This is a genomic window from Phaeovulum sp., assembly GCF_030684035.1.
Classification (GTDB): domain Bacteria; phylum Pseudomonadota; class Alphaproteobacteria; order Rhodobacterales; family Rhodobacteraceae; genus UBA6213.
The window spans coordinates 74,852-89,720 of record NZ_JAUXPI010000012.1 but is presented as its reverse complement, the minus strand read 5'-3'; the positions used below and the strand labels follow the sequence as shown (position 1 = coordinate 89,720).

General features: G+C 65.0%; 17 protein-coding genes. 9 read left to right on the top strand and 8 right to left on the bottom strand.

What is annotated here, in order from left to right; genetic code table 11:
• Window positions 1-3: 3 nt before the first annotated feature.
• The gene (locus tag Q8J98_RS03580; RefSeq protein ID WP_305293182.1) at window positions 4-942 is read right to left on the bottom strand and encodes a hypothetical protein; all 939 of its coding nucleotides are present in this window, start codon (window positions 940-942) and stop codon (window positions 4-6) included.
• 73 nt (window positions 943-1,015) lie between these two features.
• Between Q8J98_RS03580 and hslV the strand changes: the two genes are divergently transcribed.
• Genes hslV through hslU form a run of 3 tightly spaced genes read left to right on the top strand, consistent with a single transcriptional unit; the run spans window position 1,016 to window position 3,935 of the window.
• A complete protein-coding gene (hslV, locus tag Q8J98_RS03575; protein WP_305293181.1) occupies window positions 1,016-1,573 on the top strand; it encodes an ATP-dependent protease subunit HslV in 558 nt (185 codons plus the stop codon).
• Window positions 1,566-2,627, top strand: a complete 1,062-nt coding sequence (locus Q8J98_RS03570) for a hypothetical protein (protein ID WP_305293180.1) — start codon at window positions 1,566-1,568, stop codon at window positions 2,625-2,627. The genes hslV and Q8J98_RS03570 overlap by 8 nt, the downstream gene beginning before the upstream one ends.
• Window positions 2,628-2,630: 3 nt before the next feature.
• Entirely contained in the window at window positions 2,631-3,935 is a 1,305-nt protein-coding gene (gene hslU / locus Q8J98_RS03565) for an ATP-dependent protease ATPase subunit HslU (protein WP_305293179.1), read from the top strand.
• An 88-nt stretch (window positions 3,936-4,023) separates the two neighbouring features.
• On the opposite strand, the gene Q8J98_RS03560 is transcribed toward hslU, so the two are convergent.
• Both Q8J98_RS03560 and Q8J98_RS03555 read right to left on the bottom strand, forming a co-directional pair.
• On the bottom strand, window positions 4,024-4,632 hold the full coding sequence (locus Q8J98_RS03560; protein ID WP_305293178.1) for a Smr/MutS family protein: 609 nt from the start codon (window positions 4,630-4,632) through the stop codon (window positions 4,024-4,026).
• Between the two features lie 9 nt (window positions 4,633-4,641).
• Window positions 4,642-5,304, bottom strand: a complete 663-nt coding sequence (locus tag Q8J98_RS03555) for a Tim44/TimA family putative adaptor protein (RefSeq protein ID WP_305293177.1) — start codon at window positions 5,302-5,304, stop codon at window positions 4,642-4,644.
• Window positions 5,305-5,427: 123 nt separating this feature from the next.
• Here Q8J98_RS03555 and Q8J98_RS03550 point away from each other — a divergent pair, with 123 nt between their 5' ends.
• From Q8J98_RS03550 to idi, 3 genes are all read left to right on the top strand, one after another.
• Entirely contained in the window at window positions 5,428-5,904 is a 477-nt protein-coding gene (locus Q8J98_RS03550; RefSeq protein WP_305293176.1) for an FxsA family protein, read from the top strand.
• A gap of 55 nt (window positions 5,905-5,959) precedes the next feature.
• Window positions 5,960-6,460, top strand: coding sequence for a protein-export chaperone SecB (gene secB / locus Q8J98_RS03545; protein WP_305293175.1), 501 nt, complete (start codon window positions 5,960-5,962; stop codon window positions 6,458-6,460).
• 95 nt (window positions 6,461-6,555) lie between these two features.
• Window positions 6,556-7,086, top strand: coding sequence for an isopentenyl-diphosphate Delta-isomerase (idi, locus tag Q8J98_RS03540; protein ID WP_305293174.1), 531 nt, complete (start codon window positions 6,556-6,558; stop codon window positions 7,084-7,086).
• Here idi and Q8J98_RS03535 read toward each other — a convergent pair.
• Genes Q8J98_RS03535 through Q8J98_RS03515 form a run of 5 tightly spaced genes read right to left on the bottom strand, consistent with a single transcriptional unit; the run spans window position 7,083 to window position 11,670 of the window.
• Window positions 7,083-7,382, bottom strand: coding sequence for a DUF4387 family protein (locus Q8J98_RS03535; protein WP_305293173.1), 300 nt, complete (start codon window positions 7,380-7,382; stop codon window positions 7,083-7,085). The genes idi and Q8J98_RS03535 overlap by 4 nt on opposite strands.
• Entirely contained in the window at window positions 7,375-8,751 is a 1,377-nt protein-coding gene (locus tag Q8J98_RS03530) for an acyclic terpene utilization AtuA family protein (protein ID WP_305293172.1), read from the bottom strand. The genes Q8J98_RS03535 and Q8J98_RS03530 overlap by 8 nt, the downstream gene beginning before the upstream one ends.
• Window positions 8,735-10,252 carry a tripartite tricarboxylate transporter permease gene (locus Q8J98_RS03525; RefSeq protein WP_305293171.1) on the bottom strand — a complete coding sequence of 506 codons (1,518 nt, stop codon included), beginning with the start codon at window positions 10,250-10,252 and terminating at the stop codon, window positions 8,735-8,737. The genes Q8J98_RS03530 and Q8J98_RS03525 overlap by 17 nt, the downstream gene beginning before the upstream one ends.
• 12 nt (window positions 10,253-10,264) lie before the next feature.
• On the bottom strand, window positions 10,265-10,705 hold the full coding sequence (locus Q8J98_RS03520; protein ID WP_305293170.1) for a tripartite tricarboxylate transporter TctB family protein: 441 nt from the start codon (window positions 10,703-10,705) through the stop codon (window positions 10,265-10,267).
• Window positions 10,705-11,670 (bottom strand): tripartite tricarboxylate transporter substrate binding protein, encoded by a 966-nt coding sequence (locus tag Q8J98_RS03515; protein ID WP_305293169.1) that lies wholly within the window; start codon window positions 11,668-11,670, stop codon window positions 10,705-10,707. Before Q8J98_RS03515 ends, Q8J98_RS03520 begins: the two co-directional genes overlap by 1 nt.
• Before the next feature lie 129 nt (window positions 11,671-11,799).
• Between Q8J98_RS03515 and Q8J98_RS03510 the strand changes: the two genes are divergently transcribed.
• Genes Q8J98_RS03510 through Q8J98_RS03500 form a run of 3 tightly spaced genes read left to right on the top strand, consistent with a single transcriptional unit; the run spans window position 11,800 to window position 14,857 of the window.
• On the top strand, window positions 11,800-12,465 hold the full coding sequence (locus Q8J98_RS03510) for a response regulator transcription factor (RefSeq protein ID WP_305293168.1): 666 nt from the start codon (window positions 11,800-11,802) through the stop codon (window positions 12,463-12,465).
• Window positions 12,462-13,850: a sensor histidine kinase gene (locus Q8J98_RS03505; protein WP_305293167.1), complete on the top strand. Its 1,389-nt coding sequence runs from the start codon at window positions 12,462-12,464 to the stop codon at window positions 13,848-13,850. Before Q8J98_RS03510 ends, Q8J98_RS03505 begins: the two co-directional genes overlap by 4 nt.
• Window positions 13,820-14,857, top strand: a complete 1,038-nt coding sequence (locus Q8J98_RS03500) for an ABC transporter substrate-binding protein (protein ID WP_305293166.1) — start codon at window positions 13,820-13,822, stop codon at window positions 14,855-14,857. The genes Q8J98_RS03505 and Q8J98_RS03500 overlap by 31 nt, the downstream gene beginning before the upstream one ends.
• Window positions 14,858-14,869 lie beyond the last annotated feature (12 nt).

Here is a 14,869-nt window from a genome sequence, read left to right as displayed (position 1 = left end):
TTTTCATATCGGCCAGCCGCCCCGGCGCATGGCGGCAAGAATTTGCGCCTCGGCCTGCGGGCTGCCTGCGGCAATCGCCTGGTCCGCAAGGAACCACCACAGGTAGCGGTCATAGGCGGGTACCGCCTCGCGCGCGGCGCGAAACGCCTCGACGACGCCAAGGCGGGGCACCGAAGCGGCGATATGGTGAAAGTCGATCTCGGCAAAAAGCACTGCCGGCTTGCCGAAGAAATAGCCGTTGAAGGCGACGGCGGAATTCTCGGTAACCACCAGATCGCAGGCGGCAAGCGCCTCGGTGGCACCGCCCGCAGCCAGCCTGAAGCGCGGATGCCGCTCTGCCAGCGCCTCAAGCGCGCGCATTTCAACGGAGGAATAGGTTTCCTTCGGGTGCAGCGTGGCAAGGATGGGGCTATCCGGCATCTGCTCCAGCGTAGCCTCGAGCATGTCAAGCGGGCTCAGCGATTGAAAGCTGCGGCGTTCCAGAAGCAGGCCCTGCAGCGGCACGAACACAAAGCCCGCCCGGCGCGGCGTATCGGCCGCACCCTTGAAAAGCCGTTGGCGCCAGCGCGCGGCGAAGTTTCGGGCAAGGTCGGGGTCGATCTCGTCGGGGCGAAACTCTGCCTTGGCCACCGGCCATTCCCAGCGCTTGGTGCTGCGCTCGATATGCCAGAAGGCCCCGACATAGGTGCGGCGGCAGACGAGGCCGCGCCCCGCAGGCGGTTCCTCCATCAGGCTGAGGCCATAGCCGGGCACGGGTGCGGCGAGCAGCCTTTCGCGCAGCGCATCGGGGCGAAGCTCCACCTGCCAGCCCTGCCCCCGCACCGCCGCCATGACCCGGTTGAAAAAGTTGTGCCGACCCTCGCGGGCCTGGTCGATGATGCCTTCGGGCAGGTAGATGGTCAGGCAGGACGCGGCGCACATGCGCAAAACTAGCGCGGGCACGCGGTTCGCGGCAAGCGCGCCTTGTGCGCGAAGGGGCGGGCGCATATCTGGGTCGCACGAATTGGAGGGTTTCATGGCAGAGGAAAGCTTTCCCGGCTGGCACGGCACGACAATTCTGGCGGTGCGGCGCGGCGGGCGCGTGGTGGTGGCCGGCGACGGGCAGGTGAGCCTAGGCAATACCGTCATCAAAGGGGCCGCGCGCAAGGTGCGCCGCCTTTCTCCCGGCGGGCATGATGTGGTTTGCGGCTTTGCGGGCTCTACCGCCGATGCCTTCACGCTGCTGGAACGGCTGGAGAAAAAGCTTGAGGCGGCACCGGGGCAACTGGCGCGGGCCTGTGTGGACCTTGCCAAGGATTGGCGCATGGACAAATACCTGCGCAACCTCGAAGCCATGCTGATCGTGACCGATGGCAGCCTGATGTTCGTGCTCACCGGCGCGGGCGATGTGCTGGAACCGGAACATGACGTGGCCGCAATCGGCTCGGGCGGCAACTTCGCGCTGGCGGCGGCGCGCGGGCTGATGGAAACCGATATGGACGCCGAGGCGGTGGCACGCAAGGCAATGGCGATTGCCGCCGACATCTGTGTGTTTACCAATGGCAATCTGACGGTGGAGAGCATCAGTGGCTGAGATTACCCGCGAAGACCTGCGCGCCGCCGTGGCAGCCGGCCATGTCACCGAGGCGCAGGCGAGCCGCCTGATCGTGCTGGCCGATACCCGGGCGGGACAGCGCGGCGCGATGGGGGCCGAGGACGAGCCTTTCGAGCTGTTCAAGGGCTTCGCCGAAATCTTCGTTTCGGTCGGTTTGGTGATCCTCATTTCCGGAATCGTCGGGGTTTCGGCGCTCTTGGGCGACCCCGGCGCAATCATGCTGTTCTGGGCGGCGGTCTGCTGGGCTTTCGCGTTCTATTTCACCCGGCGGCGGCGGATGGTGCTGCCCTCGATCGTGCTGGTCACAAGCTACGCCATGGCGCTTGCCGGGGTGGGGGTCTGGATGGTGGGCAAGGCGCTTGATCTGGAAAGCACCTTTACCGGAGCGGCGCTTTCGGTGCTGGCAATCATCGGCGTCGGGTTGATCGTGTGGTATCGGGTGTTCCGCTTGCCGTTCACCATGTTTCTTCTGGGGCTGACCGGGCTTGCGGCGGTCATGGTGCTGACGCGATCGGTCAACCCCGGTACCGATCTGGGGCACCTTGCCGATGCCTTCGATCTGCGCAACGGTTCGGGGCTTGCAATGGGCACGCTCATTTTCGGGGCGCTGGCCTTTGTCGCCGGGCTCTGGTTCGACATGCGCGACCCGCACCGCCTGGGCCGCAATTCCGCAAGCGCATTCTGGCTGCATCTGCTGGCGGCCCCGGCGCTGGTCAACACCGTGGCGCTGACGTTTTACAACATGGGGCCGGGGGCGGGCTATTGGCTGCTGGCGCTGGCACTGGCGGGGATCACCGTGCTGGCGCTGATCATCGACCGGCGGAGCTTCCTGACCGCAGGCATCGGCTACCTCGCGTTTCTGGTCAGCCTCGTGGCGCGGCAGGGGGGCGATCTTTCCTGGCCCTGGGTGCTGGTGGTGCTGGGGCTGTTCTTGACCGCTCTCGGGGCTTTCTGGACCGGTCTGCGCGCCCGGCTGATGCGCGGCCTGCCCGAGTTTCCCGGCAAGCACCGCTTGCCGCCCTATGCGGAGTGACCGATGACAGACCTGACGCCGCGCGAAATCGTTTCCGAGCTTGACCGTTACATCATCGGCCAGAATGCCGCGAAACGCGCGGTTGCCGTGGCCCTGCGCAACCGCTGGCGGCGCAAGCAACTGGCTGACGATCTGCGCGAAGAGGTTTACCCGAAGAACATTCTGATGATCGGGCCGACCGGGGTGGGCAAGACCGAGATCAGCCGAAGGCTGGCCAGGCTGGCGCGCGCGCCGTTCCTCAAGGTCGAGGCGACGAAGTTCACCGAAGTGGGCTATGTGGGCCGCGACGTGGAACAGATCATCCGCGATCTGACCGATGCGGCGGTGCTCGAAACCCGGGGCCGGATGCGCGATGAGGTGCGCGGCCGCGCCCACAAGGCGGCGGAGGAGCGGGTGATCGAGGCGCTGGCGGGCTCCGACGCGCGCGAAGCGACGCGCGAGATGTTCCGCGGCAAGCTGAAACGGGGAGAGCTGGACGCAACGCTGATCGAACTGGAGGTGGCCGATACCGCGCCGACCATGGGCATGATGCCGCTGGGCGGGCCGGGGATGGAAGGCCAGATGCAGGGCTTGCAGGACATGCTCAGCAAGGCCTTTGGCGGGCGGCGCACGCGCAAACGCATGACCGTGGCGAAAAGCTACGAGCTGTTGATCTCGGAAGAGGCCGACAAGCTTCTGGATGACGAGGCGGTGAAGGCGGCGGCGCTTGAGGCGGTGCAGCAGCAGGGCATTGTGTTCATCGACGAGATCGACAAGGTGGCCAGCCGGGCGGAAACGCGCGGTGCCGATGTCAGCCGCGAGGGGGTGCAGCGCGACCTTTTGCCGCTGATCGAGGGCACCACGGTTTCAACCAAGTACGGGCCGGTCAAGACCGACCACATTTTGTTCATCGCCTCGGGGGCATTCCACATTGCCAAGCCTTCGGACCTTTTGCCCGAATTGCAGGGGCGTTTGCCGATCAGGGTGGAGTTGCAGCCGCTGACCGAAGCCGATTTCGTGCGGATTCTTACCGAGCCAGACAATGCGCTGACACTGCAATATTCGGCGCTGATGGCAACCGAGCAGGTGACCGTGAGTTTCACCCCCGAAGGCATTGCCGCACTGGCGAGGATTGCCGCAGAGGTCAACCGCGCGGTGGAAAACATCGGCGCGCGCCGCCTTTACACGGTGATGGAGCGGGTGTTCGAGGAACTTTCCTTTACCGCGCCGGATCGGGGCGGCGAGGCGGTGGTGGTCGATGCGGCGTTTGTGGAAAAGCATCTGGGCGATCTTTCGCGCTCGACCGACCTCAGCCGCTACGTGCTCTGACCCCTTTCCATTGCCGCCACGAGCGGCCATGGGGGCGCAAGGGGTGCGCCTGGCACCGAGGGTCGCGGTGGCGCGCGCCCGGCGCGATCTACCGCGCGCGGCGTAGATAGACGTAATAGGCCCCGGTTCCGCCATGCCGCAGATGCGCCTGCGCCACTTGCAGCACCGAAGCCGACAGCGGCACCTGATGCAGCCAGTGCGGCACCTGATGGCGCAAGATGCCGTGCCGCATCGGAATCGGGCCATCATCGGCACCAAGTCGGCCCTTGCCGGTGATGACCAGCACCAGCCGCAGGCCGCTATCCTGCGCGCGCAGGATGAAGCGGATAAGCTCGGGGTGCGCCTCGGCAAGGGTCATGCCATGCAGATCGATCCGCGCTTCGGGGCTGAGCCGCCCGCGCGACATCTTGCGATGCGCCTTCATATCCATGCTGAGCGGTGCCTGCGCCAGCCGCTCGGCAATACCGGGGGCGGGGTCGTGCCCGAAAGCTGCCCTGGTCACCGCCTGGCCGATGCGAAATTCGGCCAGATCGGCGCGTGGCAGGCGTGGCGGAAGATGCGGGCGCGACGCTGCGGCCTGCGGCAGCGTGGCTTCGTCCGCCGCCGGGTGCGGGGCATGCAGAGCCACAGCACTTGCCGCGACCTGCGCCCAAAGCTCGCGCTCTTCCGGGCTCAGCTTGCGCGGGCGGCGATGCATGGCACCACCTCAGGCGCTGGTGGCAACAAGCTGCCAGTTCGGATCCTTGGCACCCATCTTGCGCGCGAAGGTCCAGGTATCGCGCTGCTTGCGCGCAGATTTCGGATCACCCTCGACGATTTGCCCGGCGCTATCGCGCGCCGCCGAGATCAGCTCGCCCAGAAACCGCACCGAAATCTCGGCCTCGCGTGACTTCGCGTCGTATTCCGCCCCCGCCAGAGTCAGTTCGCGCACGCCGATGAATTCTGCCTGCATGGTCAGGCCCTGCCGGGCGCGCGCCTGCACCACCTCGTCGAAGGCGGCATAAACCTCGGGTGCGAGAAACGGGCGCACCGGCGCAATGTCGCTGCGCTCGAACGCCATCAGGATCATCTCATAGGCACCCCGCGCGCCTTGCAGGAAATCGGTCACGCCGAACGAGGGTTCGGCGCGTTTCATCGCCGCCAGCGCCACGGCGGCATCGGTGCCTTCGGCGACATGGTCGGTAATGTCGCGGTCTTGCCCGCCCTCGATCACCTCAAAGCCGCGGCGCGTGCTGCGGGCGGCAGGCGCGGCCTCAAGCTGATCCGATTTCTCGAACCCGTCGCGGGTGCCCAGAACGTTTTTTAGCCGCAAGATCAGAAAGATCGCGATCGCGGCGAGAACGATCAGCTGAATCACGGCATTGGACATGTGCGAACCTCGGGCAGGCGGGGTTGGTAAACCCGGCAATCCCCACTTATGTAGGGCAGCGGCGGGGTCAAGTCCACCGCCGCCCGGCGCGTTTGCGGCGGGCAGAGGCAAGGGGTAAGCGAGATGTGGATATTTCTGGCCTTTGCGCTGGTGCCGCTGGTCGAGATCGGCCTGTTCATTCAGGTCGGCGGCGCAATCGGGCTTTGGCCGACGCTTGGACTGGTGCTTGCAACTGCGGCCTTGGGCACGGCGCTGGTGCGCAGTCAGGGCGCGCGCGCACTTTCCGACCTGCGTCTGGCGCTGCACGATCTGCGCGACCCGACCGCGCCGCTTGCGCATGGGGCGATGATTCTGTTTGCCGGGGCGATGCTGCTGACACCGGGGTTTTTCACCGATTCCGTCGGGCTGGCGCTGCTGGTGCCTGCTGTGCGCCGCGCGCTGATGCGCTATCTGGCGCGGCGGGTGCAGATGGCAAGCTTTACCGTCGGCGGTGCCGAGATACGCCCAAGGCAGGGTGCCGGGGTGATCGACGCCGAATATTACGAGGTCGGGCCGGAAAATGCGCCAGAGCCGCCGCCTTCAGGCTGGACACGGCATTGAGGCAGGGCGCGCGGGGTGCTACACCCGCTGCCGAAACTGGTTCTTGGAGACTCCGATGGCTGATGAAACCAATGGTGCCGCGCCGCAGGTGCCGCAAGTCAAGATGAGCGTGCTGGCGCAGTTCGTGCGCGACATGTCGTTTGAAAACATTGTTGCGCAAAAGGGCATTGCCACCAATGAGGTGAAACCCGAAACCCAGGTGCAGGTCAGCCTCGACGCCCGCAAGAGGGCCGCCGAGCACCAGTATGAGGTCATCACCAAGTTCAAGATCACCTCGACCAACGGCCCCGAAAAGGCACCGCTGTTCTTGCTCGAGCTTGATTACGCCGGGATCTTCCATGTCGAAGGCATTGCGGAAGAGCAGATGCACCCGTTTTTGCTGATCGAGTGCCCGCGGATGCTGTTTCCGTTCATCCGCCGCATCGTGTCGGATGTGACACGCGACGGTGGCTTTGCCCCGTTCTATCTGGAAACCATCGACTTTCTGGTGCTTTACCGGGCCGAACTGGCGCGGCGCGCCGAGCAGAAGCCGGCACCGACGCAGGCGCTTTCCTGATCGCCGCGGCAAGCTGACCCAGTGGCAAGCTGCCCAAGTGACATTTCGCGTCGCCGCGCCAGAATAGGCGCGGCGGCTTTTTTTCCGGATCAGTTATGGCAGAGATGATTCCCGCCTGGGTGCACGGCGCGCTGGTCCCGGTGGAAAAGATGGAAGCGCACCTGCAGGGGATCAAGCACAAGGCGGTTTCGGTCTTTGTGCTTGATGGCGACCGGGTGCTGATTCAGCGACGGGCGGCGGGCAAGTATCACAGCGCCGGGCTTTGGGCCAACAGCTGCTGCACGCACCCCGCATGGGGCGAGAAATCGGCCGATTGCGCGGTAAGAAGATTGCGCGAAGAGCTGGGCATCAGCGGCCTCTACCCGGCATTCGCCGACCGCATCGAATACCGCGCCGATGTGGGCGAGGGCATGGTGGAGCATGAGGTGGTGGATATATTTCTTGCCTATGCCGGTCCCGAAACCGAGGTTTCGCCCAACCCCGACGAGGTTTCGGATCTGCGCTGGGTGGGGGTTTACGATCTTGCCGCCGATGTGGCGCGCCACCCGGAGCATTACACAAAGTGGCTTGCGATCTACCTCTCGCGGCACATGGACCGGATTTTTGGGGCCGTGCTGCGACGTTAGTCGAGCGGCATTTCGGCCAGCAGGCAGCCCCAGGCAGCGCCGTGCATGTCGCGGTCGGCGCGGGTGCCCTGCACTACCGGACGCGGCACCGAAAACTTGACCACGTTCAGATCGGCAATATCGAATCGCTTCATCGCCGCCTCGGCAACCCCGAACAGGGCGGCGACGCGGCCGGTCGGAAGTGCCGCGACGCGGGCGAATACGTCACTATTCCCGCAGAAAACGTCGATCGTGAGCCAGAATGGCCCGGCGTTTTTCGAGCGCACCTTTTCGACGATCTGGCCCAGTTCAACCATGACCGACCTCGGTGACCACAAGCCGGAAGGATGACATCGGCTCGCTGAGGTGCAGGACGTGGTTGAGACAGAATTCGTAAATCGCGCCGCGGTTCATTTCGGCGGGCGAGAAGGGAAAGGCAAAGGTCGGCATCGGCTCGTTTTCCTCCAGCGCGTGGTGCAGAAGGTAGGGGTTGACCATCTTGCCAATCTCGGACGCAAGCGCCTCGGTCGGCGCGGTGACAATTGCCAGCGCGCCCACTTCGGCGGGCAGCGGGCGGTGGTTTTCCAGCGCGCCCATCGTGGCGTCGATGCCGATCAGCCGAATTTCGAGATCGTAGGTGTCAGCGGCCAGCCCCAGGCGGGCGGCAACCCGGGCGCGGGTCTCGGCAATGACTGCATCGGCCCAGGCGCGGGCGGCTTCGACATAGCGCCGCTCGCGCAGAAGCGCCAGGGCGACGGTCTGGTAACCCGCCACCCGCGCGCCTTCAAGCTTGACCGTGTAGGGTCCCGGCACCCAGCGCGAACCCTCAACCCGCACTTCGCGCTGGTTCAGAGCCTGATAGCGCGCCGCCGTCACGTCAAGCTGGCCGCCCGGTTCGTGCAGAATGAAAGGGTCGGAGTTTTCATAAAGCATATGCGCCGAAACGGTGTAGGGCGTCGCGCGGGCGCTGGCACCAAGCGGGGTGAAGGTGAAGCCGGTCTTGTCGAAATCAATCTGGATGGTTCCCGAGGCGGGGTTGGTGGTGGCAATCGCGCCGCATTCGCCCACCTTGGCCCCGTGCCATGCCGCCCCCGCATGATCGCCGCGCAAAAGCGGCAATGCGGCGATGATGGCGGTATCGGTGGTGCGCCCGGCAATGACGATATCGGCACCGGTGGCCAGCGCCGCCTGGATCTGCTCGGCTCCGGCGAGGGCGACGATATTGGTGCAACTGGCAAGTATTTCAGCTGAAATCGGCGGCGCGGCGGGCAGCGGGGTGATTTTGCCCGAAGCAAGCGCGGCGGTCAGATCAGCGGCGTTTTGGCTTGAATAGAGCCTTGCGACGCGCAGTTTCTGGCCCAGTTCCGCCGCCAGCTCTTCGGTGATCTGGAAAAGCCAGTCCACCGCCGCATCGGCACCGCAGGTGCCCGCGGTGCCAATGACCAGCGGCACCCCGGCCTCGGCGCGGGCAAGCATCAGCTCTCGCCATTCGGCCTTGGTCGAGCCACGCGAGTATTTCGAGACCCCGCGCCCGAGATAGGAGGGCCCACTGTCCGTGGACCCCCCGTCAACGGCGATGATGTCTGGCCGGTTTGCCACGCCCAGCGCCAGCGCCGCGCGTTCATACCCCAGCCCCAGCGCCCCGGTGGGGATCAGCACACGGGTCATTTCAATCGGCTTCCGCATCCAATGGCTGCGGTGGGCGCTTCAGGAACCGGCGCAGGAAGATCGGCGCGACGAAGCCCAGAATTGCCGCCGTCCAGAGACCGATGGCGATGCCGGAGCTGAACAGATAGGTCCAGTCGCCGTTCGAAACCACCATGGCGTTGCGCAGGTTGTCTTCCATCTTGTTGCCCAGCAGGATGCCGAGGATCACCGGCACGGTCGGAATATCGAGCTTGCGCAGGAAATAGCCCATCACCCCGAAGGCAACCATCAGCACCAGGTCGAAATAGCTGCCGGTCAGCGAGTAGATGCCCACAAAGGAGATCATCGTGACGCCGGGCAGCAGCACCCATGCCGGGACCATCAGCACCTTCACGAAGATCTTGACCATCGGAATGTTCATGATCAAGAGCACGACGTTGGCGATGAGCAGGCTGGCAATCAGCCCCCAGACCACCTCGGGGTTGTCCTTGAACAGCGTCGGGCCGGGGGTGATGTTGAGCGTCATCAGCAGCGCCAGCAGCACCGCCGTGGTCCCTGACCCCGGCACGCCGAGTGTGAGCATCGGGATCAGCGCACCGCCGGCGGCGGCGTTGTTGCCGGCCTCGGGCGCGGCGATGCCGCGCGGGTCGCCCTGACCGAAACGGCCCGATTTTCCTGCCACCGATTTCTCGGCCATATAGGCGAGGAACGAACCGAGCGAGGCACCCGCGCCCGGCAGGATACCGGCGATGAAGCCGATGCCGGAGCCGCGCAGCATGGCACCCGAGGTGAAGATCAGATCCTTGATCGGTATCGTCACCTTTTCCAGCTTCACGCCGATGGCGCTGCCTTTGCCGTGGGTTTCGATGAAGAAAAACACTTCGGTGATGGCGAACAGGCCGACGATGGCGACAAGGAAGTCAATCCCGTCCATCATGTGCAGATTGCCATAGGTGAAACGCGGCATGCCGGTGGAGTTGTCGAGCCCGATCATCGCGATGCCCAGCCCGATGCAGGTGGCGATTACCGCCTTGGCCTGGTTCTTGGAACCGACACCGCCAAGCGTGGCGAAGGCGAGCAGGTAGAGCGCGAAGTATTCTGCCGGGCCGAACTTGTAGGCTATCCGCGCCAGCATCGGTGCGAAGATGACAAGCCCGATGGTGGCCAGCATGGCCCCGACAAAGCTTGCCACACCCGAGATAACGAGGGCATCGCCCGCGCGGCCCTGCCGGGCCATCGGGTAGCCGTCAAGTGTGGTCATCAAGGCAGGTTCATCGCCGGGGATGTTGAGCAGGATCGACGAGATGCGGCCGCCATACATGGCTCCGTAATAAACCGAAGTCAGCAGCACCAGCGCCGAGGTCGCATCAAGCCCCATGGTGAAGGCCAGCGGGATCAGAATTGCGACACCATTCGATGGGCCAAGCCCCGGCAGCGCGCCGATGATGGTGCCGAGAAAGCAACCCACCACCGCCAGAAACAGGGTGAAAGGGTTCAGCGCAACGCTGAACCCGAGCGCGAGGTTCGACAGGATTTCCATTCGGTATTCCCCTCAGCCCATCATCGCGCGCGGCAGGGCGATGAGCCCGAGGCCGAGGGCGTATTTGAATATGGCGAACAGCCCGGCCGAAAGACCGATTCCGGTCAGCGCGGCGGTTTTCAGATTTGGGCTGATCTGATAGCTTACCACCCCGGCGGCAATCGCGGTGGGCACCAGAAAGCCCATCGGCCTGAGCGAATAGGCGTAGGCGATGAGCACGACCAGCGCGATGACAAGATGCAGCCAGGTGGCACCCTTCGGCCATTCCGGGTTTTCATCGGGGGTCAGCAGCAGCACCAGCGCGGCGAGCACGGCAACACCACCGATCATCAGCGGAAACACCTTGGGTCCGACCGGGTCCGACAGAAACGAAGTCTGGATCTGAAGGGCGCTGGCGATATACGCCAGCGCCACCCCAAGCACGACCAGACCAAAGATCCGGTCTGAGGACATCACTGAATGACCCCGATTTCACGCGACAGAACCGTGGTATCGGCCACGACGCCATCGATCCAGCCCTGGAAGTCTGCACCGACGAGGGTGAAGGGCGCGAGACCGTTCGCTTCCATCACCGCTTTCCATTCGGCGCTGTCAGCAACCGCCTGAAGTTTGGTCGCCCAGGCGTTGAAGGCATCGTCGGAAATGCCCTTGGGCACATAGAGGCCGCGCCAGTTGACCACGACCACATCATAGCCCTGCTCTTTCGCGGTCGGGATATCTTCGAAGCCCGCCACCCGCTCGGGGGTGAGAATCGCCAGCGCCCGCACGTCGCCCGACCGGATGAAGCCGGTGATTTCGGAAATGTCGCCGGTCATTGCCTGGGTGAAGCCGCCGATCGTTTGGGTGATCGCTTCGGCACCGCCGTTGAGGCCGATGTACTTGACCGACCTGGCATCGGTGAAGCCCGCGACCTTCATTATCATCAGCGGTTTGAGGTGGTCAAACCCGCCCGCCGCCGAACCGCCCGCGAAGGTGACCTTGCTCGGGTCGGCCTTGATCGCTTCGACAAGGTCGGAAAGCGTCTGGAAGGGGCTGTCCTTGGCCACCACGATCACGCCCGGATCGCCACCGATGGTGCCGACCCAACGGACCTGATCGGCGGTCGCACCGCCGTAGGCGTTTTGCGCAAGCCGCGTGGTGGTAGCCGACGAGGCCGCCACGATCAGATCGGCATCGGTGTTGCGTTCGTTCACCACGTTGGCATAGGCGAGGCCGCCACCGGCACCGGCCATGTTGGTCACCTGCACCGGGTTCGGAACCAGTTTCAGGTCATAAAGCAGTTTGCCGATCTGGCGGCAGGTAAAATCCCAGCCGCCACCGGCGTCAGCGGGGGCGATGCATTCGGTGGCCATCGCGGTGGTGGCACCAAGGCTGATCAGGGCGCTGGTGCCCAGCGCCTTCAGAAGCGTCATTCTCATGGCTGTCCTCCCAGACATATGTTCTTGCCGACAAGGCGCACCGCAGCGGGTACGATCCTCCTCTTGCAGGATGCGACGATTCAGCCGAAAGCTGACATCAACCTGTCATGCGTTGCAAAAGGGTCTGCCATGCGTTTCCTGATGGTCGAGGACAGCGAAGACCTTGCCCAGTCGGTGGCCGAGCGGCTTCGGCTTGATGGTCATGCGGTGGACCGGGCAGGCAGCCTTTCAGAGGCGGAAGATTGCCTTTCCGCTGCGCCTTACGACCTGATTCTTCTGGATCTTTCACTCCCCGATGGCGACGGGCGCGATTTTCTGACCCGGCAGCGCCGGGCCCGCCATGATGTGCCGATCATCGTGATGACGGCGCGGGCGGCGGTCAGCGACCGGGTCGATGTGCTTGACCTTGGTGCCGACGATTATCTGACCAAGCCTTTCGATTTCGCGGAACTGGAGGCGCGCTGCCGGGCGGTTCTGCGCCGCCGTGGTGGTGCAACAGAGACGGTGCAGCGATTCGCGGGCTTCACCTTCAACCCCTTGACCGCGCAATTGGTGATCGCGGGCGAGCCGCGCGAGTTGCGAAACCGCGAGTTGCGGCTGCTGGAGATTCTGCTTGCCGCACCCGACCGGATCTTCTCCAAGGCGCAGCTTTGTGACCGGCTGTTTTCCTATGCCGAGAGCGTCTCGGACAATGCGATCGAGGTCTATGTGGCCCGACTGCGCAAGAAGCTTGAAGGCTCGGGCGCGCATATCGATACGGTGCGCGGCCTTGGCTATCGGCTGACTTCGGCATGAGCGGCAACGCCGCCCTCAGCCTGCGGGCGCGGCTGGTGCTGCAACTGCTGGTACTGGCGGCGGTGCTGGCGGTGCTGTTGTTCGTTGCGGTGCGCACGGTGGCGGGCGCTGCCGCCGAGGAGACGCTAGACGGCGTTCTGGGGGCGGCAACCCTCGCCATCGCCGACGAATTGCGCGGTGGCGAAGATGGCGTGACGGTCGATCTGCCGCACGAGGCTTTTTCGATTCTCGGCTCGATCAGCGAAGACCGGATCTTCTACCGCATCGCCGTCGAGGACACCACGATCACCGGCTATGCCGACCTGCCGATGCCGGAAGCGGCGCGCGGCCCCGGCGCACCAGCCGCGCCGACATTCTACACCACACCTTTCCGCAATACCGAGGTGCGGGTGGCGATGGTGCAGCGGGTGGTGCTGGCGGGAAGGCTGGCAACACCGGTAACAGTGCTGGTCGCGCAGACCCGGTCGGGGCAGGCAGCAATTGCGGCGCGGGTGGCAAACCGGGCGGCGAGCATAGGGCTTGGGGTGTTCGCGCTGGCTGCGGCGCTGTCGATCCTTACCGCAGGCTCGGTTCTGCGCCCGATCAACCGGCTGGCCGAAGCGGTGGCGCGCCGTGGCCCGCGCGATCTGCGCGCCGTCGATCATCCGACCCCGGCAGAGTTGCGGCCCCTGCTCGAATCGCTCAACGGGCTGATCGCGCGGCTGCGCGCGGCGTTGACCCGCACCGAGACCTTCATTGCCGAAGCCGCGCACCACATTCGCACACCGCTTGCCACGGTGCGGGCGCGGGCGGAAACCGCTTTGCGCAAGGCTGAAACCGAGGAGGCGCGCGAAACGCTGCGCACGGTGATCCGGGCGGTTGAGGAAAGCGCGCGTTCGGCCAGCCAGCTTCTGGACCACGCGACGGTGGTGTACCGGTCAGACCGCCCGGCCCGCGAAACGGTCGATCTGGCGCGGCTGATCGAGGGGCTGGCGCAGAATTTCGGGCCGGTGGCCGGGCTGAAGGATGTGCAGATCGCGACCCTTGGCACCGAATCGGCGGTCGAGGTGCGGGGCGACCGGCTGCTGATCGAGGCGGCGCTGCGCAACCTTCTGGACAATGCGGTGAAGTATTCGCCGGCCGATACCGACATCGCGCTGCGGCTTTCGCGCAGCGCGGAGGCGGCCTGCATTGAGGTGGCCGACCGTGGCCGCGGGCTTTCCGGCAGCGCCAAGGCAGAGCTGACACGGCGGTTCGCACGCGGTGCCAATGTCGGTGATGTAGTCGGATCGGGGCTGGGCCTGACCATCGTCGAAGAGGTGGCGGCGGCGCATGGCGGGCGGTTTGAACTGACGGAACGCGAGGGGGGCGGCACATGCGCGCGGTTCTGGTTGCCTTTGGGCTGATACTGGCGCTTGCCGCGCCTGCGGCGGGGTTCGAGACCGAGGAGGACACGCGCTTTGCCGCGGTCGGCGGGACCGAGCAGGCCGTGCTTTCGGTGCTTTCCACCACCGATACCGATGTGCTGCGCCCGGTGATCGCCGCATTTCAGGCCCGCAACCCCGGTATTGCCCTGCGCTACACGGTTGCCAACAGCCAGCAGGTTTTTGCCGCGATCAACGATGACGGCGCGGCCTATGATCTGGTCATCTCGTCGGCGATGGATTTGCAGATGAAGCTCGCCAACGACGGGCTGGCGCTGCCGCTGCGGTCCGAAGCGACCGGCCTGTTGCCGGAATGGGCGCGCTGGCAAGATCTGCTCTTTGCCTTTGCGCAGGAGCCGGTGGTGCTGATCATGGCGCGCGCAGCACTTGATGGCGCGCCGGTGCCGCGCACCAGGCGCGAGCTGACCCAGCTTTTGCGCGACCACCCCGAGCGCTTCATCGGCCGGATCGGCACCTATGACCCCGAAACCTCGGGCGCGGGCTATCTGTTTGTCACCCAGGATGCGCGGCTTTCGGATACGTTCTGGCGGTTGGCCGAGGTCATGGGCGGGCTGGCTCCGCAGCTTTATGATTCGAGCGCGCCAATGATTGCCGATCTCAAGTCGGGGCGGCTGGTGCTGGCCTACAATGTGCTCGGCAGCTACGCGGCACCTCGGCTTGCGGGGGCGGATGCGCTGGTGATGGTCGAGCTGGAGGACCATACGCTGACCCTTTTGCGCACCGCGCTGGTGCCCATCACCGCACGCGCTCCAGAACTCGGTGCACTTTTCCTCGATTTTCTGCTTGGTGCCGAGGGTCGCAAACTGATTGCGAGCGCCGCCGGGCTGCCGCCGATTGATGCTGCGGCACTTTCGGCAAAGCCGCATCTGCGGGTGATACGGCTTGATGCGGGGCTGCTTGTCTATCTCGATGTGCTGAAGCGCCGGGCGTTTCTCGAGGAATGGCAGGCGGCGCTGATTCAGCCCTGAGCGGTTCAGCAA